Below are 25398 nucleotides of genomic sequence, written 5' to 3' on the forward strand. Positions count from 1 at the left end.
CGCCCTCGTGAGGTCTGGTTGCAGGGTAAGGCGTCGGGGTCAGGTATGCCATGGCGCTACTTGATCGTCGCGTTTCCACTGGGATTGAAATCGATGATGACATCTTTCCAGCGGTTGTATTTGTCCGCCGGCAGTTTGTAGCCGTTCCTGCCGCACATCAGGATCGCCCGCCGCGCCGCCTCATAGGCCTGCTTGGCGGCAGCTTCCGAGGCGCCGTTATGGTCGATCATCTTCAGCGAGCCCGATTCCGGCTTGCCATCCGCCGACATCGAGAAGCTGACCGAGACCTTGGTCCGGCTGGCTTCGGTCGAAAGCGAGCCACGGTTCCAGCAGGCCTCGACGGCAACACGGAAGCCGTCCTTCTCGCCCTGGCTCAGCGGCGGGCCACTGGCGGCGGCACCGCCCCCGCCTGCCCCGGCAGAGCCCTCTTCCTTCTTCTTCTCTTCGGCTTGGGCGGCCTTTTTCTTGGCGTCGGCAGCAGCCTTGCGCTCGGCTTCAGCCTTTTCCTTGGCCTTGGCCTCGGCTTCGGCCTTTTCGGCAGCCTTCTTCTCGGCGGCGCGTTTTTCCTCGGCGGCCTTCTCGGCAGCGGCCTTTTCTTCGGCCTCTTTCTTGGCCTTGGCTTCAGCGGCGCGTTTCTCGGCCTTCTCGGCGGCAGCCTTCTCAGCGGCGGCAGCTTCGGCAGCGGCAGCGGCCCTAGCCTTCTCGGCGGCCTTCTTCTCGGCGGTCTTCTTCTCGGCGGCAGCCTTTTCCGCTGCTGCCTTCTTGTCGGCTGCTACGGCGGCGTCGGCGGCTTCACGTTCCTCGGTCTCGGCAGCTTCAGCGGCGGCCTGACGGCGCGCGCGTTCCTCGGCAGCAGCGGCATCGCGCGCGGCCTCGGCCTCTTCCTTGCGCTCGGTCTCGCGGCGTTCCTCGCGGGCACGCTCTTCGGCCTGACGCTTGGCGGCGGCCTCCTCGCGGCGGGCAGCGGCGGCCTGTTCGGCGGCGGCTTCCTCGGCCTCGCGGGCCAAGGTCAGCTCGCGCTGACGCGCGGCCTCGGCGGCTTCGCGGCGGGCCTGCACGGCTTCGGCCAACCCCTCGGGGCGACCGTTCGGACGCGCGGATTCGATCGGAGCCTGCTCGGACCGCTGCGGGATCGGTGCCGGAGCCTGCGGCTGCGCCGCCTCACGCGCCGGATTGGGACGCGAGGCACTGGCGGGCAGTTCCGCCGGATCATCCGAGGACGCTGGCTGGTTCGGCTGCGGTGCCAGAGTGGCGACCGCGACGGGACGCGATTGGTTCTGGAAATCCGAAAGGTCCGGCTGCGCCTCGGGACGCTCGGCGGGTGCGGTCAACTCAGCCGAGTTCGCATCCGGGACGGGTGGGCTCGTCGCCTCGGGCGCACCCAGGACGTCCTCATCCGTGGGGGGACGCGGCTGTGCCGGCGTGGTTTCGGCCAGCTCATCCACAGGTCCCCGCCCTGCCGCAGCCGCGGCCAAAGCCTGAAACTCGGCCTCGGACATGGTCGCGACCTCGGCCATGCGGATGGCTTCCAGCGGTTGCGGGCGGAACAGCGCGCCGCCCACGACCGCAAAGCCGAGCAACCCGGCATGCGCGACACCCGAGACCCAGTAGCCGATACGGTCGGAGCGATCCATCGCCCTAGCCTTCGGTATTCTGGCCGTTCATCCGGGGGCCGCCCGAATCCGTCACCAGCACGATATTGTTGAAGCCCGCGGCGTTCAGCGCCCCCATCACCTCCATGATGCGGGAATAGGGGATCGAGCCGTCGGCGCGCAGATAGATCTTGTCGCTCTGGCGCTCCTGCGCCACCGCCTGCAGCCGGGTGATCAGCTCATCCTCGGGGACCTCGGTGGTCATCACCAGAATCGGCCCATCGGGCGTGACCGAGACGCTCAGCGGCTCCTCGGGCTCGGCCGGGACGGATTGCGCGGCGGTCTTGGGCAGCTCCAAAGGCACGCCCACCGTCAGCAGGGGTGCGGCGACCATGAAGATGATCAGCAGCACCAGCATCACGTCCACGAAGGGCGTGACGTTGATTTCGGCCATGGGCTGGGACTTGGCGCGTCCTCGGCCCCGGCGATCCTTTCTGACGACCCCGGCCCCCATCAGTCGTCTTCCAGCTGGCGCGACAGGATGGTCGAAAACTCGTCCGAGAAAGCCTCATAGCCGCCGACGATCCGGTCGGAATCGGCGCTGAGCTTGTTGTAGAAGATCACCGCCGGAATAGCCGCCAGCAGACCCAGCGCGGTGGCGACCAGCGCCTCGGCAATGCCAGGGGCGACGACGGCCAGCGAAGTGTTCTGCGAAATCGCGATTTCCTCGAACGCGGTCTTGATGCCCCAGACCGTGCCGAACAGCCCGATGAAGGGCGCGGTCGAGCCGACCGTGGCAAGAAAGGGCAGCCCGCGGGTCAGGCGGTCGTTTTCGCGGTTGATGGCGACGTTCATGGCGCGGTCGATGCGGGCGGTCGCTCCGGCGATCAGCCCGCCATCGTCACGATGGCTGCGCCGCCACTCGGTCATGCCCGCCGAAAAGATGCGCTCAGCCGCACCCGAGGGCTGATCGCCCACCCGGTCGAACAGGTCGTCCAGCGGCTGGCCCGACCAGAAGGCGCGGTCGAAGCGGTCGGCCTCGCGCTTGGCGGCATTGTACGAGATGAATTTCTGGATGATGATCGCCCAGGCCCAGAACGAGGCCAGGATCAGCATCACCATCACGATCTGGACGGTCAGCGACGCGCGCGCAAACAGCGCGATCAGAGAAAAGTCGACCGGCTGACCGGCTCCGGCGAGTTGTTCCATGAATCAGGCCTGTGATTTTGGCCGCTGCTTCGCGGCTTCTGGCCTTGCGGATTAGCAGCAATGACGCGGCCAGACAAACCCTGCCGCGTCAATTCTGCGTCAGGAACAAGTGCTTTCCGGCCCGCCCAGCCGTGAGGTCACATCTTTGGGCATCCGCACCGGTCGTCCGGCCTCGGTGATACAGACCAAAGTGACCACGGCCGAGAACAGCAGCTGATCGCCGCGCCGCACCTTCTGACACATGATGATCCGCGCCGCGCCCATTTCGTGGATGCTGGATTGCACGGTCAGATCATCGTCGAAACGCGCGGGCGATACGTAATCGGCCTCGATCCGGCGCACGACAAAGACCAGACCGTCGCGCTTCATCGCCGCCTGATCGATCCCCAGATCGCGCAGCCATTCGCTGCGGGCACGCTCGATGAATTTCAGGTAGTTCGCGTAATAGACGATACCCGCAAGGTCGGTATCCTCGTAATAAACGCGGACGGGGAAAAGATGCATGGATCAGCTCCTGACTTTGCGGTCGCGGGGGGGCTTTCCGCCCCCGTCGCCGTCCCGGCGACTCCCCCGGAGGATATTTGACCAAGAAAGAATTGGGGACTAGCGGCGCTGCAACCGTGCGGCAAGGCGCATGGCATGGCTTTGGTCACGCGCCACGACCGGCAGGACCGGATCATAGGCAACGCGGATCAGATCGGCCAGCTCGCGCGAGGGCGTGACATCCTGTGCAAAAGTCAGCAGCGCGCGCATGACCATCATCTCGGCCAATCCGGCGGGGTGGGCGTCGGCAAGGCCCCCGCCCATGTTCACGAAGGTCATGCAGGCGCGAATGCCCCCGTCGCTGTCGAAACGAAAGATGCGGTATTGATCCGCCGTCTGCGCCTTCAATCGCTGCGGCAGGTCCTGCTGCCCGGTCAGCCCGTCCAGATCGGGAATGTCTGACAGTTCGTCCCAGTCACGCACGAAAAAGCTCATCAGGTTCGCGCCCATCTCGGGATCGGTCTCGACCTGAGGATGTCCGGCATGAACCAGCGCCGCCCGCGTCACGTCACGAAAGATGGCCAGCGTCTCGTCCGACAGGCCAAAGATCACCGGCGCGACAGGCCGTCCCCAGCGTGCGCACAGATAATTGCCGTCGCGGGTGAAAAGTGCTGCGATGTCATCGGCGCCGAACATGGCCGTCCTTCTTTCTTGCGGAAATATCCTCGGGGGTGAATTGCGGCGCAGGCCGCAAGAGGGGGCGGACAGCCCCCTCGGACGTTTCAGCCCGCGCGTCAAGCGACGATCGTCGCCTCGGTTGCCGCGCGCAGTTCCGCCTCGGTCACGCCATCGGCGAGATCGACGATTTTCAATCCGCCCTCGACCACGTCGAGAACGCCCAGATTACTGATGATGCGGTTGACTACGGCCTTGCCAGTCAGTGGCAGGGTGCAGGCCTTCAGCACCTTCGATTCACCGGCCTTGTTGGTGTGGTCCATGACCACGACCACGCGCTTGACGCCCGCGACCAGATCCATCGCGCCGCCCATGCCCTTGACCAGCTTGCCGGGGATCATCCAGTTCGCCAGATCGCCCGTCTCCGAGACCTCCATCGCGCCAAGGATCGCCATGGCGATCTTGCCGCCGCGGATCATCGCAAAGCTTTCGGAACTGTCAAAGAAGGCCGTCTGCGGCAGCGCCGTCACGGTCTGCTTGCCCGCATTGATCAGGTCGGGATCCTCCTCGCCTTCAAAGGGGAAAGGCCCGATGCCCAGCATGCCGTTTTCCGATTGCAGCGTGACCTCGACACCCTCGGGGATATAGTTCGCGACCAGCGTCGGGATGCCGATGCCAAGGTTCACATACCAGCCGTCCTGCAATTCCTGCGCGGCGCGGGCGGCCATCTGGTTCCGATCCCAAGGCATCAGACGGCCTCCTTCTTGCGGGTGGTGCGTTGTTCGATGCGCTTTTCATGCTGCCCCTGGATCAGACGGTGCACATAGATGCCGGGCAGATGGATGCTATCGGGGTCAAGGCTGCCGGTGGGCACGATCTCTTCGACCTCGACGATGCAGGTGCGACCGCATTTCGCCGCCGGAACGTTGAAGTTGCGCGCCGTCTTGCGGAAGACCACATTGCCCGAGGCGTCTGCCTTCCAGCCTTTGACGATGGCCAGATCGGCGACAAGGCCGCGTTCAAGGATATAGGTCTCGCCGTCGAAATCCTTGTGCTCCTTGCCATCCGCGATGACCGTGCCGAGACCGGTCTTGGTGTAGAAGCCCGGAATACCCGCGCCACCGGCCCGCATGCGCTCGGCCAAAGTGCCCTGCGGGTTGAACTCCAGCTCCAGCTCGCCCGACAGATACTGGCGCATGAATTCCGCATTCTCGCCGACATAGGACGAGATCATCTTCTTGATCTGGCGCGAGTCGAGCAGGATGCCCAGACCGAACCCATCGACGCCGCAATTGTTGCTGGCGATGGTCAGATCCTTGGTCCCTGCCTTGTGGATCGCGTCGATCAGCAATTCCGGGATGCCGCACAGGCCAAAGCCACCTGCCGCGATCAGCATTCCGTCCCTCAGGACCCCCTCCAGCGCGGCTTCCGCACTGTCATAGATCTTTTTCATCTACCCCTCCGCCTAGGCTTCCGAAATTTGTGGCGGGGATGGGATGCGAAGTCAACGCGCCGCACTGCGGCATGAAAAATCCCGCCCCGAACGCATCAGGTTCGGGGCGGGAGATACCGGGATTGCCGGATTACTCGGCTTTCTTGGTCTTGGTGGCGGCCTTTTTGGCCGGGGCTTTCGCGGCGGTCTTCTTGGCGGCGGGCTTTTTCTCGGTCGTCTTATTCTCGGCGGTTTTGGCCGCAGCCTTCTTCGCCGGTTTCTTGGTCTTGCCAGCCTTCTCGGTGATCAGTTCCAGCGCCCGTTCCAGCGAGACTGCCTCTGGCTCCAGATCGCGCGGCAGGGTCGCGTTGACCTTGCCCCATTTGACATAAGGCCCATAGCGCCCGGCCAGAACCTGCACCGGGCCACCCTCGGGATGCTCGCCCAGTTCGACCAGCGGCGCGGCGGTTGCCGCCCTGCCCCGCACCACCTTCGAGGCCAGAACCTCGACCGCGCGGTTCATGCCGATGGTGAAGACCTCGTCGACATCGGGCAGGTTCACATATTTCGAGCCATGCTTGACGTAAGGCCCGTAGCGGCCAATCCCCGCCTCGACGGCGACGCCATCCTCGGGATGCGCGCCGATCTCGCGCGGCAGCGCCAGCAGCGCCAAGGCGCGCTCCAGATCGACCGAGGCCAGTTCCCAACCCTTCGGGACCGAGGCACGCGGCGGTTTCGGCACTTCCGCCGTCGCCTCACCCCGCTGGACGTAAGGCCCGAAACGGCCATTCTTCAGGCTGATCTCATCGCCATTGTCAGTGCCCAGCACCGCATCGCCCACAACCTCGCCCTCGGGGCTGCTGATCGGACGGGTAAAGCGGCATTCGGGATAATTGGTGCAACCGATAAAGGCCCCCCCGGAACGCGCGGTCTTCAGATGCAGCCGCCCCTTGTGGCACAGCGGGCATTCGCGCGGATCGGTCCCGTCGGCACGGGCCGGATACAGATGCGGTGCCAGCGCCTCGTCGATGGCTTCCAGCACCTCGCCGATGCGCAGCTCGGACGTCCCCTCCAGCGCAGCGGTGAAGTCCTTCCAGAAGCGGCGCAGCACCTCGCGGTAAGCGCGCTCACCCGAGGAGATATCGTCCAGCTCGCCCTCAAGGCTCGAGGTGAAGTCATAGCTGACATAGCGCGGGAAATATTTCAGCAGGAAGATGGTGACCAGCCGCCCCTTATCCTCGGGGATCAGACGGTTCTGTTCCTTGCGGACATAGTCGCGGTCCTGAATCGTCGTGACGATCGACGCATAGGTCGAGGGACGCCCGATCCCCAGCTCTTCCATGCGCTTGACGAGTGTCGCCTCGGTATAGCGCGGAGGGGCTTGGGTGAAATGCTGCTCGGGGGTAATGCCGCGCTTCTCGGCCTTTTCGCCCTCATGGATGGCGGGCAGTCGGCGCGAGTCCTCGTCTTCCTCGTCATCGCGGCCCTGATCATAGACCTTCAGGAAGCCGTCGAACAACATGACCTGCCCATTGGCGCGCAGACCCACCTGAGCATCCGCCGAGGCGATCTCTACCGTCGTGCGCTCCATCCGCGCCGATTCCATCTGGGAGGCAATGGTGCGCTTCCAGATCAGGTCATACAGCGCCTTCTGGTCCTTGTCGGACACCGGCAACTTGTCGGGCGACATGAACATGTCCGTCGGCCGGATGCACTCGTGGGCTTCCTGCGCGTTCTTGGCCTTGTTCTTGTACATGCGCGGGCTGCTCGGAAGATACTCCTCGCCGAAGCGCTTCTTGATCGCGTCGCGGGCGGACATCACCGCCTCGGGGGCCATGTCGATGCCGTCGGTCCGCATATAGGTGATGTGGCCCGCCTCATACAGCCGCTGCGCCGCCGACATGCAGGCCCGTGCGCCAAGGCCCAGCTTGCGGCTGGCCTCCTGCTGCAGGGTCGAGGTCATGAAGGGCGGCCAAGGGTTGCGGCTCGCGGGCTTGGCGGTGACGCTTGCGACCTTCAGATCGCGCGCCGCAATCGCCGAGACCGCCAGCATCGCATCCTTCTCGGTCGCGATGTCGAAACGCTCCAGCTTCTTGCCGCCATAAACCGTCAGCGCCGCATCGAACTGATCGCCGCGCGGGGTCGCCAGTTTTGCATGAACCGACCAATATTCACGGGCCTTGAAGGCCTCGATCTCCATCTCACGGTCAACGATGACCCGCAGGGCGACCGATTGCACCCGGCCCGCGGATTTCGCGCCGGGCAGCTTGCGCCACAGCACCGGGGACAGGTTGAAGCCCACCAGATAATCCAGCGCCCGGCGTGCCAGATAGGCATCGACCAGCGGCTGGTCGATCTGGCGCGGGGCCGCCATCGCTTCGGTCACGGCATTCTTGGTAATGGCGTTGAAGGTCACACGACTGACCTGCGCACCCTTCTTCAGCGCGGGGGCCAAGGTCTCAAGCAGGTGCCACGAAATCGCCTCACCCTCGCGATCGGGGTCGGTGGCGAGGATCAGGTTCGGGTCCGAGGCAAGCGCATCCTTGATCGCCTTGACGTGCTTCTTCGACTCGCTCGCGACTTCCCATTTCATGGCGAAATCGGCTTCGGGATCGACGCTGCCATCCTTGGGCGGCAGGTCCCGCACATGCCCGAACGAGGCCAGAACCGTATAGTCGTCGCCCAGATACTTGTTGATCGTCTTGGCCTTGGCCGGAGATTCGACGACGACGACAGGCATGGATAATCCTTCGCTATGATTCGGGCGGGGAAAATGAGCATAGCCCGGCGCAGTGTCAACGCCGGGCTTTCATCGTTTTGAAAATACCCCACGGGGGTCCGGGGGTGTGAGACCCCCGGCAGCTACCTCAGACGCCGTCGCCGACAAAGGCCTTCTCGACCACGAATTCCTTCGGATCGCTGTTTGCACCCTCGCGCAGACCGAACCCTTCCAGCACTTCCTTGACGTCGACGTTGAAGGCCAGACTGCCGCAGACCATGGCGCGGTCATTCGCCACATCCATGGGCGGAAGATTCAGATCCTCGAATACCTTACCCGAGGTCAGGTTGTCGGTGATCCGGCCCATGAAGGGGCTCTCTTCGCGGGTGGTGGTGGGGTAATACAGCAGGCGATTGGCAAAATCCTCGCCATAGATCTCGCCCAGAAGCGGGTCGTGCTTCAGGTTCTCGACCAGCTCGCGGCCATAGGTCAGTTCCTCGGCGGTACGGCAGGTATGCATCATGATGACCTGCTCGTAGCGCTCATAGGTCTCGGGGTCGCGCATCAGCGAGGCAAAGGGCGCAAGCCCCGTCCCGGTGGCCAGGAACCACATGCGCTTGCCCGGCAGCAGCGCATCCAGCACCAGCGTGCCCACGGGCTTCGGACGCAGGATGATCTCGTCACCCGGCTCGATCAGCTGCAGCTTCGAGGTCAGCGGCCCATCCGGCACCTTGATCGAGTAGAATTCCAGTTCGTCGTCCCAATTGGGCGACGCGATGGAATAGGCGCGCAGGATCGGCTTGCCGTTGTCGCCCGGCAAACCGATCATCACGAACTCGCCCGAGCGGAAGCGCAGGGAAGCCGGCCGCGTCACGCGGAAGGAAAACAGCGTGTCGCTCCAATGCGTGACCGAGGTGACGGTCTGGGCATCGGGCAGGGTCTTGGCGGGTTTAACGGCGGCTTCGGCCACGGAGAGATCCAGTGTCATGTCAGGGTCCGGGTCTATCTAATTCAGGTGGGACCGGGGGAAAACCCCGGCCGTTTCATCCGGCAAGGCGCGAACGGTGATCCCATTGCTGCCAGTCGGCACGGTATAGCCATTGCTCTTGCGGCTGGCGGGCGGCCAGCGCTGCTGGAATCTGCACTTCGTCGAAGCCCACGCGGCGGGCCATCGCATATTGGTCGGCGATCAGACCGCCCACGGCACGCAGCCGCCCGGCGAAACCCTTTTCGCGCAGCAGGCGGGCCAGCGTGAAGCCGCGCCCGTCGCTGAAGGAAGGAAAGCTGATGGCGATCAGATCATGGCCCAGATAGTCACCCAAGGTCGCGGGATCAACATCCGGGGCCAGAATGACCGGCTCGGCCCCGTCATGGGGATGGAAGCCGTCATCGCGGACCAGAAAGAAATCGCTCATGCATTCGCTCCTGTGCGGACCATCTTGCCGCCGATGAAATGGATGCCGCATTCGGTCTTCTGGCTGCCCCGCCAGCGACCGGCACGGGGGTCCTCGCCCGGCTTGATGGGCGAGGTGCAGGGCGCGCAGCCGATCGAGGCAAAGCCCTTGGCGACCAGCGGATGCCGTGGCAGGTTGTTCTCGGCCATATAGTCCTGAACATCCTCGGACCGCCAGTGGGCCAGCGGGTTGATGCGCAGCCGGGCCGGAGGCTCGGCCTCGAAGAACTCCAGCTGCTGACGCTCGCCGCCCTGAAAGCGCTTGCGACCGGTGATCCAGGCGTCGAACTTGGACAGTTCACGCTCCAGCGGAATGGTCTTGCGCAGGTCGCAGCAGGAATCGGTGCTGAACTGATGCAGCGTGCCGTCGGGATCGTTCAACGCGACCTCGCGTTCGGTGGCACGCACCACCTGCACATTGGTCAGCTTCAGCTTTTCCGAGACCTCAAGCTGATAATCCAGGGTTTCCTGAAACAGCATCTGCGTGTCGATGAACAGGATCGGCGTGCCGGGGGCAACGACCGAGACCATGTGCAGCAACACCACCGATTCCGAACCAAAGGACGACACCAGCGTCACCCGGCCCAGATCGGGATCGTTCAGGGCACGCCGCAACACTTCGGTCGCGGCATGATGTTTGTAGCGCTCATTCAGAAGCGCGGCGCGATCGTCCAGGCTCCCATCAAGCATCGGCGGGATACAGCGCCGCCTTGAACGGAGCTGCCCCTACGCGACGATAGGCATCGATGAAGCGCTCCTCAGCAGATTCACGCAGGTCCAGATAGGCGTCGATGATGCGGTCGATGGCCGGGACGACCTCTTCGGCCGGGAAGCCCGCGCCGGGGCGCTGACCGATGGCCGGGATGTCATAGCCGTCGCCGCCCAGCGTGATCTGGTAGTTTTCGACACCGGCCCGGTCCAGACCGAGAATGCCGATATGGCCCAGATGGTGATGGCCGCAGGCGTTGATGCAACCCGAGATACGGATGTCGATCTTGCCGATGTCCTCTTCCAGCTCGCGGGCACGGAAGTGGTCGGCGATATCCTGTGCGATCGGGATCGAACGGGCGGTGGCCAGCGCGCAGTAGTCCATGCCAGGGCAAGCGACGATGTCGCTGATCAGACCGGCATTGGCGGTGGCCAGACCGGCCGCCTTCAGTTCCTGATACAGCGCGAACAGGTCCGATTTGTGGACATGCGGCAGGACGACGTTCTGGTCGTGGCTGATGCGCAGATCATGGTGGCCATAACGCTCGGCCAGATCGGCCAGCAGGTTCATCTGCTCGGCCGAGGCATCGCCCGGCGTCTGACCCGGCGCCTTGAAGGTCACCATGACGCTGGCATAGCCCGGCGCCTTGTGAGCCGACAGGTTGGTGTCGGTCCAGCTGCGGAAGCCGACATTGGCAGCCCGTTGGGCCTCAAGGTCGCCGTCTTCCTGATTGCGGAAGGCCGGGGCGGCATAGACGGCCTTCAGTTCCTGCAGCAGGTCCTGATCGATGCCGGTGAACACGTCGCGGCGGCTGAGGAATTCAGTCTCGATCTCGTCGCGCATCACCTCAAGGCCGCGCTCGGCCACGGTGATCTTGATCCGCGCCTTGTATTTGTTGTCGCGGCGGCCAGCGAGGTTATAGGCCGAGATGATCGCCTCGACATAGGGCAGCAGGTCGGCTTCGGGCAGGAATTCGCGGACGACCTTGCCCAGCAGCGGCGTGCGGCCCAGACCGCCACCGATCCAGACCTGGAAACCCAGCTGACCCTGCTCATTGCGGCGCAGGCGCAGGCCGATGTCATGGGCGGCGATGACGGCGCGGTCCTTCTCGCCGCCGGAAATGGCGATCTTGAACTTGCGCGGCAGGAACTGGAATTCGGCATGGTCGGTCGACCAGGCGCGCAACAGTTCCGCATAGGGGCGCGGATCGGTGACCTCGTCGGCGGCAGCACCGGCAAAGGCATCGGTCGTCACGTTGCGGATGGTGTTCCCCGAGGTCTGGATCGCATGCAGGCCGACATCGGCCAGCGCGTCCAGCATATCCGGGATATCGACCAGCTTCGGCCAGTTGTACTGGATGTTCTGGCGGGTGGTCCAATGGCCATAGCCCTTGTCCCATTTGCTCGCCAGCAGGGCCAACGTGCGCATCTGGTCGGGGCTGATCGTGCCATAGGGAATGGCCACCCGCAGCATATAGGCGTGCAGCTGCAAGTAGACGCCATTCATCAGGCGCAGCGGGCGGAACTCATCCTCGGTCAGGCTGCCATCCAGCCGGCGCTCGACCTGGCTGCGGAACTGCTGCGCCCGATGGCGCAGGTATTCGTTATGCTGGGGGCGGGCGTCAAACATTGCTGGCCTCGAGTTCGGCTTGCTTGCCATGGAAATAGTTGGACGGGCCGCGGCGGCGGAAGGCCTCGCGGAAATGGGTCGGCTCGGGGCGGCCATCAGTGCCGCGCTTGGCCTCGGCCAGATAGGGGCCGACGACGAGATTCGCCTGACCGATCGCGTCGAGCATGGCGAGATCGGCAATGGCCTCATCCTCGAAAAGCTGGGCCTCGCGCGGGTCGGCGGTCCAGCCACCGTCACGCATCCACACGCAATGGCCCATGCGCAGGTCATTCGCGGTGATGACGGCGGGGGTTGCGAACGAGGGGGTGAAGGTCTTGGACATGGCCTTTTGCCTTTCGGATTGGGTCAGTCATATATAGAAAAATCTTCCCTATATTGACGAGTGGGCTGGAAAAATAAGAAACCAGTTCCAGACAAATGGCAGGCAATCAGGACCAAGTTTCGCAATGAGCCAAGAGAGACAAACACCGGCCCGTCTGGACGATACAGATCGTAAAATCCTGTCCCTTTTGCAGGAGGATGCGACTCTGTCGCTGGACGACATCGCAGCCCGCGTGGGGGCGTCCAAGACCCCGGTCTGGAACAGGATTCGCAAACTGCGCGAGGCAGGCGTCATCCGCGGGCAGGTGGCGCTGCTGGACCCCGATTCCCTTGGGCTGGACGCCTGCTTCTTCGTGCTGATCCGCACCAGCGAGCATGACCCAGACTGGGCGCGCCGCTTCCTGTCCGCCGTCCGCGCCCGCCCCGAGGTGATCGAGGCGCATCGTCTGGCCGGCGATATCGACTACATCCTCAAGGTGCGGGTCCGGAACGCCCGCGCCTATGATCGCTTCTATCAGGCGCTGATCTCGGAGGTGAAGATCCACAACGTGACCGCGCTTCTGTCGATGGAAGAGCTGAAGGCCACGACCGCGCTACCGCTGGACTGACCTGCGCAGGTGGCAGCGTCGCAGCGGGTATTTGTAACACGGTGAAATCACAGCCTGGCGCGCGAGATCAGTCCTCGCGCGCGCTGGCAAGTGCGACCGGCAGGGCCTCGGCAAAGGCATCGAGTTCGTGGTCAGGGCCGCAGGAAATACGGATGCAGCGGTCCATCGGCGGAACGCCGGGCATGCGGGCAAAGATACCCTGCGCGGCCAACTGCGCCAGAACCCGGCGCGCGAAATCGCCGCCCTGCCCGCAATCGACCGCGACGAAATTGGTGGCGGATGGCAGAGCACGCAGCCCGTTCGATGCGGCAGTGGCGGCGATGCGGTCGCGGGACTTGCCGACATTTAGCCGGGTCCGCTCCAGCCATTCCTGATCTTGCAGCGCAGCCAAAGCCCCGATCTGGGCGGTGCGATTGATGCCGAAATGGTTGCGAATGCGGTCAAAGCCCGCGATCAGTTCAGCAGGCCCGATTGCATAGCCGATCCGCGCCCCGGCCATGCCATAGGCCTTGGAAAAGGTGCGGAAGCGGATCACCCGGTCATCCTCGGGGTCGATCCGGGGGATCGCGGCCTCGGGGGCGAATTCGGCATAGGCCTCGTCCAGGATCAGCAACGCGCCGTCGGGCAAATGCGACAGCGCCGCCTCGATACGGTCGCCCGTCAGCCAGCTGCCCATCGGATTGTCGGGATTGGCAAAATAGATCAGCCGCGCGCCGGTTTCATGACCCGCTGCGATCAGCGCCTCCAGATCTTCGGCATCGTCACAATAGGGCACCTTGTGCAGGTGCCCGTCGAAACCCGCGACATGGTAGTTGAAGGTCGGATAGGCCCCCTCCGAGGTCACGACCGTCTCTCCGGGGGCCATGACCAGCCGCACCAGCAGGCCCAGAAGTCCGTCGATCCCCTCGCCCAGCATGATGTTTGCGGGCGAAATGCCGTGATGGGCCGCCAGCGCCTCGCGCAGATCATGGCTGTCGGGATCGCCGTATTTCCAGACATCGGCGCTGGCCCGCGCCATCGCCTCGACCGCCTTGGGCGAGGGTCCAAAGCCATTCTCGTTCGCCCCCAGCCTGGCGCGGAAAGGCGCGCCGCGACGACGCTCCAGCGTCTCGGGACCGGTAAAGGGAACGGTGGCCGGCAGGCCTGCGGGGATCGGGGCAAAGCGGAGTCGGTTCATGGCCGCACCAGAAACCGAAACGCCCGCCCCATGCAAGTGGCCACAAGCCTCGACTTCATCGTTTCGGAAATACCCCGGGGGAGTCGCGCGGAACGCGCGGCGGGGGCAGCGCCCCCTGCTGCCCTCAGAAGGCCTTGAAGGTCATCGTCGTCAGGGTGCGCTGGATGAAGGGGATGTCGAACAGGTTTTCGGACAAATAGCGGCCAACATCCTGATCCTCGGGAACATAGATCTTGGCGATCAGGTCAAAATCGCCCGAGGTCGAGTAAAGCTCGCTCGCAATCTCGCGGTCATAGATCGCGTCGGCAACCTCATAGGTCTTGCCGGGCGTGCAACGGAACTGGACGAATACCGGGCGCATGGCGAACCTCCTGCCTTCTTCGCGGCCAAACTAGACCGCGGCCGGCGCCGGGGTCCAGTCCCCGCGCGCATGGCCCCGCCAGAACCGCCGCATCAGCAGGATCGAGGCCACCGTCAGCCCGGCCACCAGTCCCAGCCACAGCCCTGCCGGACCATAGCCCAGCACGAAGGCCAGACCGTAGGCCACCGGAATCCCCACCAGCCAGTAGCTGATCCCGGCGATCACCATGGGCACTCGGGTATCCTGCACACCGCGCAGCAGCCCCAGGCCGATCACCTGCATCGCATCCATCAGCTGGAACAGCGCGGCATAGAACATCAGCCGCGAACCGATCTCGAGCAGCATCGGCGTTTCGGGATGGCTCGCATCCAGATACAAGCCGACCAGCGTGCGCGGGAACAGGATGAACAGCGCCACGGCCAGCATTGCCGCCACTGCGGACACCGCCGTTACCGTCACCGCGGCATCGCGCATCCATTGCCCGTCGCCCCAGCCCTTGGCCTGTCCGATGCGCACGGTTGCGGCATTCGACATGCCCAGATGCAGCATGAAGGTGATCGAGGCCAGTTGCAGCGCGATGCCATGCGCGGCCAGTTGCTGCGTGCCGATCCAGCCCATCATCACGTTCGAGCCGACGAACAGCCCACCTTCCGCCACCATGGTCAGGCCGATCGGCAGACCAAGCACAAAGACCTTGCGCATATCCGCCCAGTCCGGCCGCCAGAAGCGCCGGAACAGATGATATTTGCGCGCGACGGGCAGCCATGCCGCATAGGCGGCAATCGCGGCCAGTTGCAGATACTGTACAAGCACCGCGACGATGGCCGCGCCCTTCACGCCCATCTCGGGGGCGCCCAGATTGCCAAAGATCAGCACCCAGTTCAGGAAGATCACCAAAGGCAGCCCGGCCAGCGTGATCCACAGCACGACCTGGGGCCGCTCCATCGCCGCCAGATAGCTGTTCAGCGTCAATTGGCACAGCACTGCCAGCAGACCAAAGCCCGCGATGCGCAGATAGTCCTGCGCCAGTTCCGCCACGACGGGGGCCTGTCCGATGGCCAGCAGGATCGGGCCCGCATGCCACATCACCGGCAGCACCAGCACCGCATGGATGACCGAGAGCCACAGCGCCATCCGGGCCGAACGGCGGACCTCGACCTCGTCGCCACGCGCAATCGCGGCGGCAATCACGCCCATCACCCCGATGCCGAAACCCATGCCCAGAAAGAACAGGATGTGAAAGAACGAGGTGGCGATGACCAGCGCCGCCAGTTCCTCGACTCCATACCAGCCGACCATAACCGTATCGGCGACGCCGATGGCCATGCGGGCCAGATGGCTACCGACAAGAGGAAGGCCGAGCGCGAGGGTCGCGCGCAGATGCGGGGCGTACCGTTCGAGTGTCATCACTCTGCCTTATCCTTGGGCAAGCTTTGGGGCAAGATGCCCATTTCATGGCCGGATCTCGACCTCGGTGCCGATGGCGGCATGGGCAAAGATTTCCTCGATCTCGGGATTGGTCAGGGCAATGCAACCGGCGGTCCAGTCACCCTTGACCTTGTAGCCCTCGGCGATCTGATTGGGCTGGCCGTGGATCATGATGTCACCACCGGGATCGAAGCCGCCCTTGCGCGCAGCGTCTCGGTGGTGCTTCTGCGGATAATCCAGCCCCAGCGACAGGTGATAGGCGCTTTGCCGGTTCAGCCGGTCGATGCGGAAGATGCCCTCTGGCGTGCGACCGTCGCCCTGCCGGGACTTGTCACCCTCGGGCGAGAAACCCAGCGCGATGTCGAAGCTGCGCGGGCCGCCCTCGCGCTGCCAGACCGTCATCTTGCGCGCAGACTTCTCGATCAGGATACGCTCGACCTTCGAGGCGATGGGGGTCTGGGGTAGCTCAGGCGGGCGCAGGTCCGGCAGATGCAGATCGGGCAGTGCGAAATCCGGCAGATTGAATTTCGGCAACTGAAAGCGTGGCAGACCCGGCAAATGCCAGCCAGTGCCGGTTTGCGGGGGCGCAATCGGCGTACGCGGTTGCGGGGCCCAGAGCAGCCAGAGGCTCCAGACCAGCGCCACCACGCATAGCGCCGAGAAAAGCGCCCCCAGCCGTTTCATTGCAGATCGCCAAAGGCGCGCTTCAGGCGCTCGACAGCCTCGACCACGCGGGCGCGCGGCGTGGCCAGATTGAAGCGCAGATGGCCTTCGCCGCCCTGCCCGAAGCTTGGCCCATGGTTGGCGGCGATCCGCGCCGTGCCCTGAACGCGAGCGGTGAACTCCTCGGGCGTCATGCCGGTCCCGGTGAAGTCGACCCATGCCAGATAGGTCGCCTCAAGCGGCATCGAGCGCAGGCCGGGGATCGCGTTCACGCCTTCGTCGAAGATGCGGCGGTTGCCGTCCAGATATTCGACCAGCGCATCGACCCATTCCGCGCCCTCGGGGGAATAGGCGGCGGCGACCATCGCCGGGCCGAACATCCCCGGCGAGACCCCCTGCGCCATCATCCGGCGCTTCAGCTGCTCGCGAAGCGCCTCATCGGCGACGATCATGTTGCCGATATGGGCGCCCGCGATATTGAAGGTCTTGGTCGCCGCAGTAAGCGTGATCAGACGCGACGCGATCTCTGGTGCAGCCACGGCAGTGACGGTGTGGCGCGGCGCGCCCGGCATGACCAGATCGGCATGGATCTCGTCCGAGACAAGGATCAGGTCATGCGCCTCGCAGAAGGCCGCAATCTCGCGCAGCTCCTGCGCCGACCAGACCCGTCCGCCGGGATTGTGCGGCGAACACAGGATCAGCATCTTCTCGCGACCGGTCATGCGGGCGGCCCAGCCTTCCCAGTCCAGACGATAGGCGCCGTCCTCAAGCTTCAGCGGGAATTCGACCACATCGCGCCCGGCGGCGCGGGTGACGCGGGCGAAAGCGTGATAGACCGGCGTCATCAGGATCACCCCGTCGCCTGCTTGGGTCAGGGCATCGATGCAAATGCCCGTGGCATTCACCAGCCCATGCGCGGTCAACACCCATTCGGGCTGGGTCTGCCAGCCATGGCGCGTTTCCATCCACCAGCGGATTGCCTGCAGATAGGCGTCATTCGCGCTGGGATAGCCATAAACACCATGCGCGGCGATCTGCTCGATGGCGCGCTGGACCGAGGCGGGCGGACGGAAATCCATGTCCGCGACCCACATGGCGATGCCGTCTTCGGGCGAGACCCCGAAGGCCGCCTGCATGTCATCCCACTTGTTGCAATCGGTGCCTACGCGGTCGATCAGCTCGTCGAAGTCGGGTTTCGTCATGGTGTTCCCTTGGATTCTGCCGCGCACAAACATAGCGGCTTGTTGCGCAAGGCCAAGGCTTGCCCTAGATCACAGGCATGACATTGCGCAGCATCCTCCTTCACCCCGATCCGCGGCTGAAAAAGCCCTGCGACTACGTCGCGCGCATCACGCCCGAGATCGAAACCCTGGCCGCCGACATGCTGGCCACCATGTATGACGCACCGGGCGTAGGTCTGGCCGCGCCGCAGATCGGCGTCCTGTCCCGGCTTTTCGTCATGGATTGCGAGAAGGACCCCGAGGCCGAGCCGAAGCCTTTGGTCATGGTCAATCCCGAGATCGACTGGGGCTCCGAGGCGCTGAACACCTATGAGGAAGGCTGCCTGTCGATTCCGGACCACTATGCCGACGTGACCCGCCCCGCCGAGGTCCGCGTCCGCTGGCTGGGTCTGGACGGCAAGACCCATGAGCGCGAGTTCGACGGGCTGTGGGCCACCTGCGCCCAGCACGAGATCGACCATCTGGATGGCCGACTGTTCATCGACTACCTCAGCCCGATGAAGCGTCAGATGATCACCCGCAAGATGGTCAAGCTGAAGCGCGACCGCGCCCGCGCCTGATCCGTCCCCGTTAACGATTTCCGAAAAAGGCGCCGCCGATGACCGTCCGCCCGTTCATTCCCTATTCCGACCGCCGCCTGCATACCGCCGCCGAACCCGTGGCCGAGATCACCGAGACCGTGCGGATGATCTGGGACGACATGATCGACACCATGGACGCGATGCCGGGTGTGGGTCTGGCTGCACCGCAGATCGGGATCATGCAGCGTTTGGCAGTGGTCGATGCCTCGGACAAGCGCGGGCAGGCCGTGCGCATGGCCAATCCCGAGGTGCTGCACGCCTCGGTGCAGCTGCGCCCCCATGACGAGGCCAGCCCGAACCTGCCCGGCGTCTTTGCCCGGATCGAACGTCCCCGCGCCGTCACCGTGCGCTTCATGAACGATCAGGGCGAAATCGAAGAGCGCGATTTCGTCGGATTGTGGGCTACCTCGGTGCAGCACCAGATCGACCACCTGAACGGCAAGGTCTATGTCGACCACCTGTCACCTTTGCGCCGCAAGATGCTGGTCGCGAAATCGGACAAGCTGAACCGACACTGAGCCGCGCTTTCCTTTCGCGAAAACCGCGTCTAACCTGACCGCGGGCGTCCATTTTTGGGCCCGATCCTGATCGAAAAGGGACCGCTGGCCTATGTTTTCGATTCTTCCGTTACTGGCCGGGCTGCTGATGGCGGCCGCCTCTCTGACCCCCTCGCTGATTCCCCGCGACTGGATATTGCAAGGCGTGCTGGCCGGGACCTCGATGGCGGCGGGCTATCTGGTGCTGGTCTTTATGCTGGCCCTGTGGCGGGCGCTGCAGATCCCGTTGCTGCCGCGCCGCTGGGCGACGATCTGCCATGTCGTGCTGGCCATCCCGGTGCTGGCCCTGTTGGTGCGCTGCGTCGCCCTGACCGATGACTGGCAGAACAGCATCCGCTCGCGCATGGAAATGCCGCCGCTGGAGGCCGCGAACACCACCAAGATGATCCTGCTGGCGGCAGCGGTGTTCCTGATCCTGTATTTGCTGGGCCGGGGGATGCAGGGGCTGTTCAACCTGCTGCGCAACCGGCTGGCGCGCTATATCCCCTCGGCCAGCGCGAATGTGCTGGGATTGCTGCTGGCGGCGGTGATCGTGCTGCTGATCACCCGCGACGGCGTGGTCAACTGGGCCTTCCGCATCGCCGACCAATCCTATGCCGCGGCCCAGCACATCACCGACCCGAACACCCCCGCCCCGACCGAGGACTGGCGGGCTGGCGGACCTGCCTCCAAGGTCGATTGGGGGCTGATGGGCAAGCCGGGGCGCGATTTCGTCCTGAGCGGGCCGCGCGCCGCCGCGATCTCGGGCTTTGTCGGGCGTCCGGCGCTTGAGCCGCTGCGGATCTATGTCGGCCTTGCACAGGACAAGTCGCCCGAGGTCCGCGCCCAGATCGCTCTGGACGAGATGATCCGGCTGGGGGCGTTCGAGCGCAAGGTGCTGATCGTCGCCAGCCCGACCGGAACCGGCTGGATGGACCCCGCCAGCTATGACGCGCTGGAATACATGCATGCGGGCGATGTGGCGACGGTGGCGGTGCAGTATTCCTACCTGCAAAGCCCAATGGCGCTGATCTTTGAAACCCGGTCCGGGCTGGATCAGGCGACCGCGACCATGCGCCTGATCTATGAGCATTGGCGGCACATGCCCGACAATGCCCGGCCCCGGCTGTACATGCACGGGATCTCGTTGGGGGCGTGGTCCTCGATGTATTCCTTCAGCCCGTTCCAGATGATGAATGAGCCGATTCAGGGCGCGCTTTGGGTCGGCCCGCCCTTCCCGTCGGAGCTGTGGCGCCAGACCAACAACGCCCGCCGCCCCGGCAGCCCCTTCATCCTGCCCGAAATCGATGACGGCGAAGTCATCCGCTATGCCAGCCAGTTCGCGCCGCCCGACCGCTCGGGCAAGCCATGGGGACGGCTGCGCATCCTGTATCTGCAGCATGCCAGCGACGCGATCGTGTTCTACAACGCCACCTCGCTGTGGCGCGCGCCGGAATGGATGTATGAACCGCCCGCGCCCGATGTCTCGCCTTTCCTCAACTTCACCCCGATCGTGACCCAGCTGCAACTGGCCGTGGACATGGCGGTCTCGACCTCGACCCCGCCGGGCTTCGGCCATACCTATGACGCCGAGGAATATATCGACGGCTGGGTCAGCGTCACCGCGCCCGAGGGTTGGACCCCGGCGGATACCGCGCGGCTGAAGGCGAAATGCGGCAAGGACGGGCTGCTTGGATGCAAAAACGGCTGATCCTGATGGGTGCGGGTGCGGGTGTCGCGATCATTCTGGCCATCCTCGGGCTGAACACGGCACGCAACGCGGCGGGCTGGCAGCCGATCACCCATACCCCCGCCCAGCGTGAGGCGCTGCTGGCCCCGTCATGGCGCATCCTGCATCCCAAGACGCCCGGCCCGCACAAGGCGGCGATCCTGCTGTCGGGCTGCGACGGGGTGCATGACAACATGGATTACTGGGCGCAGGTCCTGCTGGATCAGGACCGCACGGTGATGATCCTTGACAGCCACGCCCCCCGCAAGCTGGACCGCGCGCAGGCATGGCGGGCGATCTGCGCGGGGCAAGTCCTGCCGGGGTCAGAGCGCGCCGGCGATGTCGCCGTGGCCATCGCCGCGTTGCAGCACATGCCGGGGATCGACCCACGGGACACGATGCTGCTGGGGGCCTCGCATGGCGGCTGGACCGCGATGGAACTGATGGCGGGCCTGAGCAGCCCCACTCCACCGCCCGGCCTGACGGAGTGGCCTGAAAAGCGCGCCGAACTGGCCGCACGCATCGGTCCGGTCGTGCTGCTTTACCCCTATTGCGGGCTGCTCAGCCGCGGCGAGGAAGGGCGCTGGCCGCCCGGATCGGCAGGGCTGATGATCCTTGCCGAAAATGACAGCATCACCGACCCAGAGGCCTGCCGCGACATGGCGAACAAGCTGGTCGGCAAGGGCGTCGATCTGCATATGGTGACCCTGCCCGGCATCAATCACGGCTTCGACCAAAGCGAGCGTTCCGCGCTGTCGTCGCTGGAGCTCAACCCGGAAGCGCGGGCCAAGGCGACCACGCTGGTCACGGATTTCCTGCAGGATTTTGCATCCCGCCCCTGATCCGCGCTATGAGGGCCGCGACAACAGGAAGGGCCAAGGCATATGCGCGTCATCTTCATGGGAACCCCGGATTTTTCGGTACCGGCGCTGCGGGCCATCGCCGCACGCCATGAGGTCGTCGCGGTCTATTCCCAGCCGCCCCGCGCCGCCGGTCGCGGGCAGAAGCCCCGCCCCTCGCCCGTCCATCGCGCCGCCGAGGAACTGGGCCTGACCGTCCGCACGCCCGAACGCCTGAAATCCCCCGAGGATCAGGCCGAGTTCGCCGCGCTGAATGCCGATGTCGCGGTGGTCGTGGCCTATGGGCTGATCCTGCCGCAGGCGGTTTTGGATGCACCGCGTCTGGGTTGCGTGAACATTCACGCCTCGTTGCTGCCGCGCTGGCGCGGAGCCGCGCCGATCCATCGCGCGATCATGTCGGGCGACGCGGAAACCGGCGTCGCCATCATGCAGATGGAGGCGGGCCTTGATACCGGCCCGGTGCTGGCCGAAACGCGCACCCCCATCGGCCCCTCGAACACCACCGCCGACCTGCATGACCGCCTGTCCGCAATTGGGGCCGAGCTGATCGTGGATACGCTGGACCGCCTGCCCCTGACCGCCGTGCCCCAGCCCGAGCAAGGCGTGACCTATGCCGCCAAGATCGACAAGGCCGAAGCCCGCATCGACTGGACCCGCCCCGCCACGGATATCGACCGCCAGATTCGCGCCCTGTCGCCCTTTCCCGGCGCATGGTGCCTGATCGGGACCGAGCGGGTAAAGCTGCTGCGCTCGCGCCTGACCGACGGCTCGGGTCGTCCGGGACAGGTGCTGTCGGGCTTCTCGGTCGCCTGCGGCACCGGCGCGATCGAGGTCATCGAGGCGCAGCGCGAAGGCAAGCGCCCGATGCCCGCATCCGAGATCCTGCGCGGCCTGACCCTACCCGACAGCTTGGCCTAACCCCCGGCGATTGCAGCAATTTCATCACAGCCCACCGACGGCGTATCGGGGGCTGGGATGGATTGGCACTTGTCATGCTATCTTCACGCCACACCGAAATCGCAAAGGAGGATTTGCGATGGACGACATGATGCGTGTGATGGCTGCAAATTGGTGGATGGTGCTGCTGCGCGGGATTGCCGCGATCCTGTTCGGGATCGTCACGCTGATCTCGCCGGGCCTGACCTTGTTCGCGCTGCTGATGGTGTTCGGGGCCTATGCGGTCTTTGACGGGGTCATGGCGCTGGTCACCGCCTTTCAGCGCCGGGCCGAGGATGACCGCTGGTGGGCATGGGCGCTGGACGGGGTGCTGTCCATCGCCATCGGCCTCATGGCCCTGTTCTGGACCGGGGCGACGGCACTGGCCTTCATCATCTGGATGGCGATCTGGGGCGTGATCGCGGGCGTCTTCCGCATCGTCGCCGCCATCCGCCTGCGCCACGAGATCGAGGGCGAATGGGCCTTGGCGCTCAGCGGGCTGTTGCTGGTGATCTGGGGCGTGCTGATGGCGACGCTTCCGGCAGCGGGGCTGCTCAGCCTTGCATGGCTGATCGGCACCTTCGCGATCCTGATCGGGCTGTCGCTGGTGGTTCTGGCCTTCCACCTGCGCAAGACAAACGCGGCCTAGGTCCCGCGCGGCTTGGCCCGCGTCGTCGGGTCGGCCTCCAGCGGGTTTTCGGGCCAGGGGTGGCGTGGATAGCGGCCGCGCATGTCCTTGCGCACATCGGCATAGCTGCCGGTCCAGAAGCCCGGCAGGTCGGTGGTGACCGCGATGGGTTTCGCGCCCGGCGACAGCATGGAAATCCGCAGCGCCCGCCCGCCCACGACCGGGTGGCGGGCAACGCCGAACAACTCCTGCAACTTCAGTTCGATCGAGGGGGTCTCGTGGTCGTAATCGATCGGGACCTTGCGGCCCAGGGGCGTCACGAAATGCGCGGGGGCGGCCTGATTCAGCTTTTGCTGTCCGTCCCAGCCGATCCGGGCCTTCAGCGCCTCGGTCAGATCAAGCCCCTTCAGGTCCGAGGCGGTCCGCACCTTGCCCAGCCACGGCAGCAGCCAATCCGCGTCCTCCAGCAGGCTGTCATCATCGACCGGCCCCAGTTCCGGGACCAGCGCGATCCGCGCCCTTAGCCGCGCCGCGCCGGGGGTCCAGCTCAGGCCAATGGCGCGCAAGCCTTCGATGGCGGCGCGGGCCATGGCCTGCGGATCGGGATTGTCCAGCGCACGATCGGCCAGCACCAATGCCCCCAGCCGCTCCTGTCTGCGGGCAAGGATGCGGTTGTCGCGCCGCGACCACTCGACCACCTCGACCATCTCGATCCGCTCGGCGAAAAGGCTGCGGATATCGTCTTCATCGACCGGCACGGCCATGCGGATGCGGGCCTCGCGCGTGTCGCCATCCAGATCAGTGGCGACGATGAAGCGCGCTGCGGCCAGCGTGTCCCCTTCAGGCAGGATCGCGCCCTTTCCGCCCGACAGGACATAGCGCGGCTGGTCGCCCTTGCGCCGCAGCCCGATGCGGTCGGGATAGGCCAAGGCAGCCATCGCGCCCGGCGCAAGGCCCTGCCCCTCGGGGGCCATGCGGCGCAGGCGTTTGGCTTCGTCGCGGATGCGGTGCAGCGTGCCCGCATTGACCGGCCACGGATGGCGGGCCTCATAGTCGCGCGTGTCGCGAATGGCGCGCAGGCGCAGGGTCAGGTCGGCGGGCGCGCCAGTCAGGGGATCACGCTCGCCCATCAGCGCAGCCAGATCGGCAGCATCGCGCCCCGCGACGACCAGCATATGCGCCAGACGCGGATGCAGCGGCAGCGCGACCAAAACCCGGCCATGTTGGGTGATATGCCCCCCAGCATCCAGCGCACCCAGATCGCGCAGCAGCGCCCGCGCCTCGGACAGCGCGCCTTCGGGTGGCGGGGTCAGAAAGGCCAGATCCGCCCCGTCCGAGCCCCAATTGGCCAGTTCCAGCGCCAACCCGGCCAGATCGGCCACGGTGATTTCCGGCGGCGCAAATGCGGGCAGCGCGCCTTCCTCGGCCCGCGCCCACATGCGGTAGCAGATGCCCGGCGCAACCCGGCCGGCACGGCCGCGGCGCTGCTCGGCCTCGGCCCGGCTGACGCGCTCGGTCACCAGTCGCGACATGCCCGAACCCGGATCGAAACGCGCCCGCCGCGCCCGGCCTGCATCGACCACCACCTTGACGCCCGGAATGGTCAGCGAGGTTTCGGCGATCGAGGTCGCCAGCACGATCCGTCGGCGCGTCCCGGCAGGGGCAAGCGCCGCGCGCTGCGCCTTGAAATCCATCGCGCCGAACAATGGCACGATTTCGGCATCAAGGTTCAGCGCGGCAGCAACGCGGCGGATCTCGCCCTCGCCCGGAAGAAAGGCAAGGATGGTGCCGCCGAGATCGCGGGTAGCCGCCTCGGCCTCAGAGATCAGCCGCGCGGCCTCGGGGACCAGACGTGCGCCCACCGGCAAGGGGCGGTCCAGCCAGCGCGTCTCGACCGGATAGGCGCGACCGTCCGAGCGGATCACAGGTGCATCGTCCAGCAGCGCGGCGACCGGCTCGGCATCCAGCGTCGCCGACATCACCACGATGGCCAGATCGGGGCGCAAAGCCTGCCGCGCCTCATAGGTCAGGGCCAGACCCAGATCGGCATTCAGGCTGCGTTCGTGGAATTCATCGAAGATCACGCAGCCCACGCCGGACAGTTCGGGATCGGACTGGATCATCCGGGTCAGGATACCTTCGGTCACGACCTCAATGCGGCGGCCCGGCACAGATTCGCCCCGAATGCGGTAGCCGACGGTCTGGCCAAGCGCCTCGCCCAGTGTTTCGGCCATGCGTTCGGCAGCAGCGCGGGCGGCAAGGCGGCGGGGCTCCAGCATGAGGATGCGGCCCTTCACCGTGGGCAGCAATGCCAAGGGCACGCGCGTCGTCTTGCCCGCGCCGGGCGGCGCCATCAGCACGGCGCGGCCATGCTGTTCCAGCGCGGCGACAAGATCGGGAAGGGCGGCATCGATGGGCAGGATCATGG

Annotated in this window: 26 protein-coding genes; 7 read left to right on the forward strand and 19 right to left on the reverse strand. The window is 65.4% G+C overall.

Annotated features, from left to right (window positions below; translation table 11 throughout):
• Positions 1-56: 56 nt before the first annotated feature.
• From IB235_RS06575 to IB235_RS06635, 13 genes are all read right to left on the reverse strand, one after another.
• Positions 57-1634 (reverse strand): protein TolA, encoded by a 1578-nt coding sequence (locus IB235_RS06575; RefSeq protein WP_192336110.1) that lies wholly within the window; start codon positions 1632-1634, stop codon positions 57-59.
• A 4-nt stretch (positions 1635-1638) separates the two neighbouring features.
• Complete coding sequence (locus IB235_RS06580; protein ID WP_155038814.1) at positions 1639-2106, reverse strand: ExbD/TolR family protein; 468 nt, start codon at positions 2104-2106, stop codon at positions 1639-1641.
• Positions 2106-2801: a protein TolQ gene (gene tolQ / locus IB235_RS06585; protein WP_155038815.1), complete on the reverse strand. Its 696-nt coding sequence runs from the start codon at positions 2799-2801 to the stop codon at positions 2106-2108. The genes IB235_RS06580 and tolQ overlap by 1 nt, the downstream gene beginning before the upstream one ends.
• Positions 2802-2900: 99 nt before the next feature.
• The gene (ybgC, locus tag IB235_RS06590; protein ID WP_192336111.1) at positions 2901-3305 is read right to left on the reverse strand and encodes a tol-pal system-associated acyl-CoA thioesterase; all 405 of its coding nucleotides are present in this window, start codon (positions 3303-3305) and stop codon (positions 2901-2903) included.
• 99 nt (positions 3306-3404) lie between these two features.
• Positions 3405-3980, reverse strand: a complete 576-nt coding sequence (locus IB235_RS06595) for a hypothetical protein (RefSeq protein ID WP_192336112.1) — start codon at positions 3978-3980, stop codon at positions 3405-3407.
• Between the two features lie 98 nt (positions 3981-4078).
• On the reverse strand, positions 4079-4708 hold the full coding sequence (locus IB235_RS06600; protein WP_155038818.1) for a 3-oxoacid CoA-transferase subunit B: 630 nt from the start codon (positions 4706-4708) through the stop codon (positions 4079-4081).
• Positions 4708-5412 (reverse strand): CoA transferase subunit A, encoded by a 705-nt coding sequence (locus IB235_RS06605; RefSeq protein WP_192336113.1) that lies wholly within the window; start codon positions 5410-5412, stop codon positions 4708-4710. The genes IB235_RS06600 and IB235_RS06605 overlap by 1 nt, the downstream gene beginning before the upstream one ends.
• A gap of 130 nt (positions 5413-5542) precedes the next feature.
• Positions 5543-8131 carry a type I DNA topoisomerase gene (gene topA / locus IB235_RS06610; RefSeq protein ID WP_192336114.1) on the reverse strand — a complete coding sequence of 863 codons (2589 nt, stop codon included), beginning with the start codon at positions 8129-8131 and terminating at the stop codon, positions 5543-5545.
• A 127-nt stretch (positions 8132-8258) separates the two neighbouring features.
• Positions 8259-9098: a ferredoxin--NADP reductase gene (locus tag IB235_RS06615; protein WP_155038821.1), complete on the reverse strand. Its 840-nt coding sequence runs from the start codon at positions 9096-9098 to the stop codon at positions 8259-8261.
• Positions 9099-9153: 55 nt separating this feature from the next.
• A complete protein-coding gene (locus IB235_RS06620) occupies positions 9154-9525 on the reverse strand; it encodes a DUF934 domain-containing protein (RefSeq protein ID WP_192336115.1) in 372 nt (123 codons plus the stop codon).
• Positions 9522-10253: a phosphoadenylyl-sulfate reductase gene (locus tag IB235_RS06625; RefSeq protein ID WP_155038823.1), complete on the reverse strand. Its 732-nt coding sequence runs from the start codon at positions 10251-10253 to the stop codon at positions 9522-9524. Before IB235_RS06625 ends, IB235_RS06620 begins: the two co-directional genes overlap by 4 nt.
• Entirely contained in the window at positions 10246-11901 is a 1656-nt protein-coding gene (locus IB235_RS06630) for a nitrite/sulfite reductase (protein WP_192336116.1), read from the reverse strand. The genes IB235_RS06625 and IB235_RS06630 overlap by 8 nt, the downstream gene beginning before the upstream one ends.
• Positions 11894-12223 (reverse strand): DUF2849 domain-containing protein, encoded by a 330-nt coding sequence (locus IB235_RS06635; protein ID WP_155038825.1) that lies wholly within the window; start codon positions 12221-12223, stop codon positions 11894-11896. Before IB235_RS06635 ends, IB235_RS06630 begins: the two co-directional genes overlap by 8 nt.
• Before the next feature lie 124 nt (positions 12224-12347).
• Between IB235_RS06635 and IB235_RS06640 the strand changes: the two genes are divergently transcribed.
• Entirely contained in the window at positions 12348-12830 is a 483-nt protein-coding gene (locus IB235_RS06640) for an Lrp/AsnC family transcriptional regulator (protein ID WP_155038826.1), read from the forward strand.
• Positions 12831-12897: 67 nt separating this feature from the next.
• Here IB235_RS06640 and IB235_RS06645 read toward each other — a convergent pair whose 3' ends face one another.
• The 5 genes from IB235_RS06645 to IB235_RS06665 all read right to left on the reverse strand — a co-directional run bounded on the left by IB235_RS06645 (position 12898) and on the right by IB235_RS06665 (position 17661).
• Positions 12898-14007: a pyridoxal phosphate-dependent aminotransferase gene (locus IB235_RS06645; protein ID WP_192336117.1), complete on the reverse strand. Its 1110-nt coding sequence runs from the start codon at positions 14005-14007 to the stop codon at positions 12898-12900.
• Positions 14008-14131: 124 nt separating this feature from the next.
• Positions 14132-14368 (reverse strand): Lrp/AsnC ligand binding domain-containing protein, encoded by a 237-nt coding sequence (locus IB235_RS06650; RefSeq protein WP_155038828.1) that lies wholly within the window; start codon positions 14366-14368, stop codon positions 14132-14134.
• Positions 14369-14398: 30 nt separating this feature from the next.
• On the reverse strand, positions 14399-15775 hold the full coding sequence (locus tag IB235_RS06655) for an MATE family efflux transporter (protein ID WP_192336118.1): 1377 nt from the start codon (positions 15773-15775) through the stop codon (positions 14399-14401).
• A gap of 45 nt (positions 15776-15820) precedes the next feature.
• On the reverse strand, positions 15821-16480 hold the full coding sequence (locus tag IB235_RS06660; RefSeq protein ID WP_155038830.1) for a murein L,D-transpeptidase family protein: 660 nt from the start codon (positions 16478-16480) through the stop codon (positions 15821-15823).
• Positions 16477-17661 (reverse strand): MalY/PatB family protein, encoded by a 1185-nt coding sequence (locus IB235_RS06665; RefSeq protein ID WP_192336119.1) that lies wholly within the window; start codon positions 17659-17661, stop codon positions 16477-16479. Before IB235_RS06665 ends, IB235_RS06660 begins: the two co-directional genes overlap by 4 nt.
• 77 nt (positions 17662-17738) lie before the next feature.
• Between IB235_RS06665 and def (IB235_RS06670) the strand changes: the two genes are divergently transcribed.
• The 6 genes from def (IB235_RS06670) to IB235_RS06695 all read left to right on the forward strand — a co-directional run bounded on the left by def (IB235_RS06670) (position 17739) and on the right by IB235_RS06695 (position 22991).
• Positions 17739-18260: a peptide deformylase gene (def, locus tag IB235_RS06670; protein WP_155038832.1), complete on the forward strand. Its 522-nt coding sequence runs from the start codon at positions 17739-17741 to the stop codon at positions 18258-18260.
• 38 nt (positions 18261-18298) lie between these two features.
• Complete coding sequence (gene def, locus IB235_RS06675) at positions 18299-18799, forward strand: peptide deformylase (protein WP_155038833.1); 501 nt, start codon at positions 18299-18301, stop codon at positions 18797-18799.
• Positions 18800-18890: 91 nt separating this feature from the next.
• Positions 18891-20528 (forward strand): alpha/beta-hydrolase family protein, encoded by a 1638-nt coding sequence (locus IB235_RS06680; protein WP_155038834.1) that lies wholly within the window; start codon positions 18891-18893, stop codon positions 20526-20528.
• Positions 20513-21388 (forward strand): dienelactone hydrolase family protein, encoded by an 876-nt coding sequence (locus tag IB235_RS06685; protein ID WP_192336120.1) that lies wholly within the window; start codon positions 20513-20515, stop codon positions 21386-21388. The genes IB235_RS06680 and IB235_RS06685 overlap by 16 nt, the downstream gene beginning before the upstream one ends.
• A 42-nt stretch (positions 21389-21430) precedes the next feature.
• Positions 21431-22324: a methionyl-tRNA formyltransferase gene (fmt, locus tag IB235_RS06690; protein WP_192336121.1), complete on the forward strand. Its 894-nt coding sequence runs from the start codon at positions 21431-21433 to the stop codon at positions 22322-22324.
• A 118-nt stretch (positions 22325-22442) separates the two neighbouring features.
• Positions 22443-22991, forward strand: coding sequence for an HdeD family acid-resistance protein (locus tag IB235_RS06695; protein ID WP_155038837.1), 549 nt, complete (start codon positions 22443-22445; stop codon positions 22989-22991).
• Here IB235_RS06695 and hrpB read toward each other — a convergent pair.
• Positions 22988-25396 carry an ATP-dependent helicase HrpB gene (gene hrpB, locus IB235_RS06700; RefSeq protein WP_192336122.1) on the reverse strand — a complete coding sequence of 803 codons (2409 nt, stop codon included), beginning with the start codon at positions 25394-25396 and terminating at the stop codon, positions 22988-22990. The genes IB235_RS06695 and hrpB overlap by 4 nt on opposite strands.
• Positions 25397-25398 lie beyond the last annotated feature (2 nt).

Origin of the sequence: Paracoccus sp. PAR01, from assembly GCF_014851995.1 — a bacterium.
GTDB classification, from domain to species: domain Bacteria; phylum Pseudomonadota; class Alphaproteobacteria; order Rhodobacterales; family Rhodobacteraceae; genus Paracoccus; species Paracoccus litorisediminis.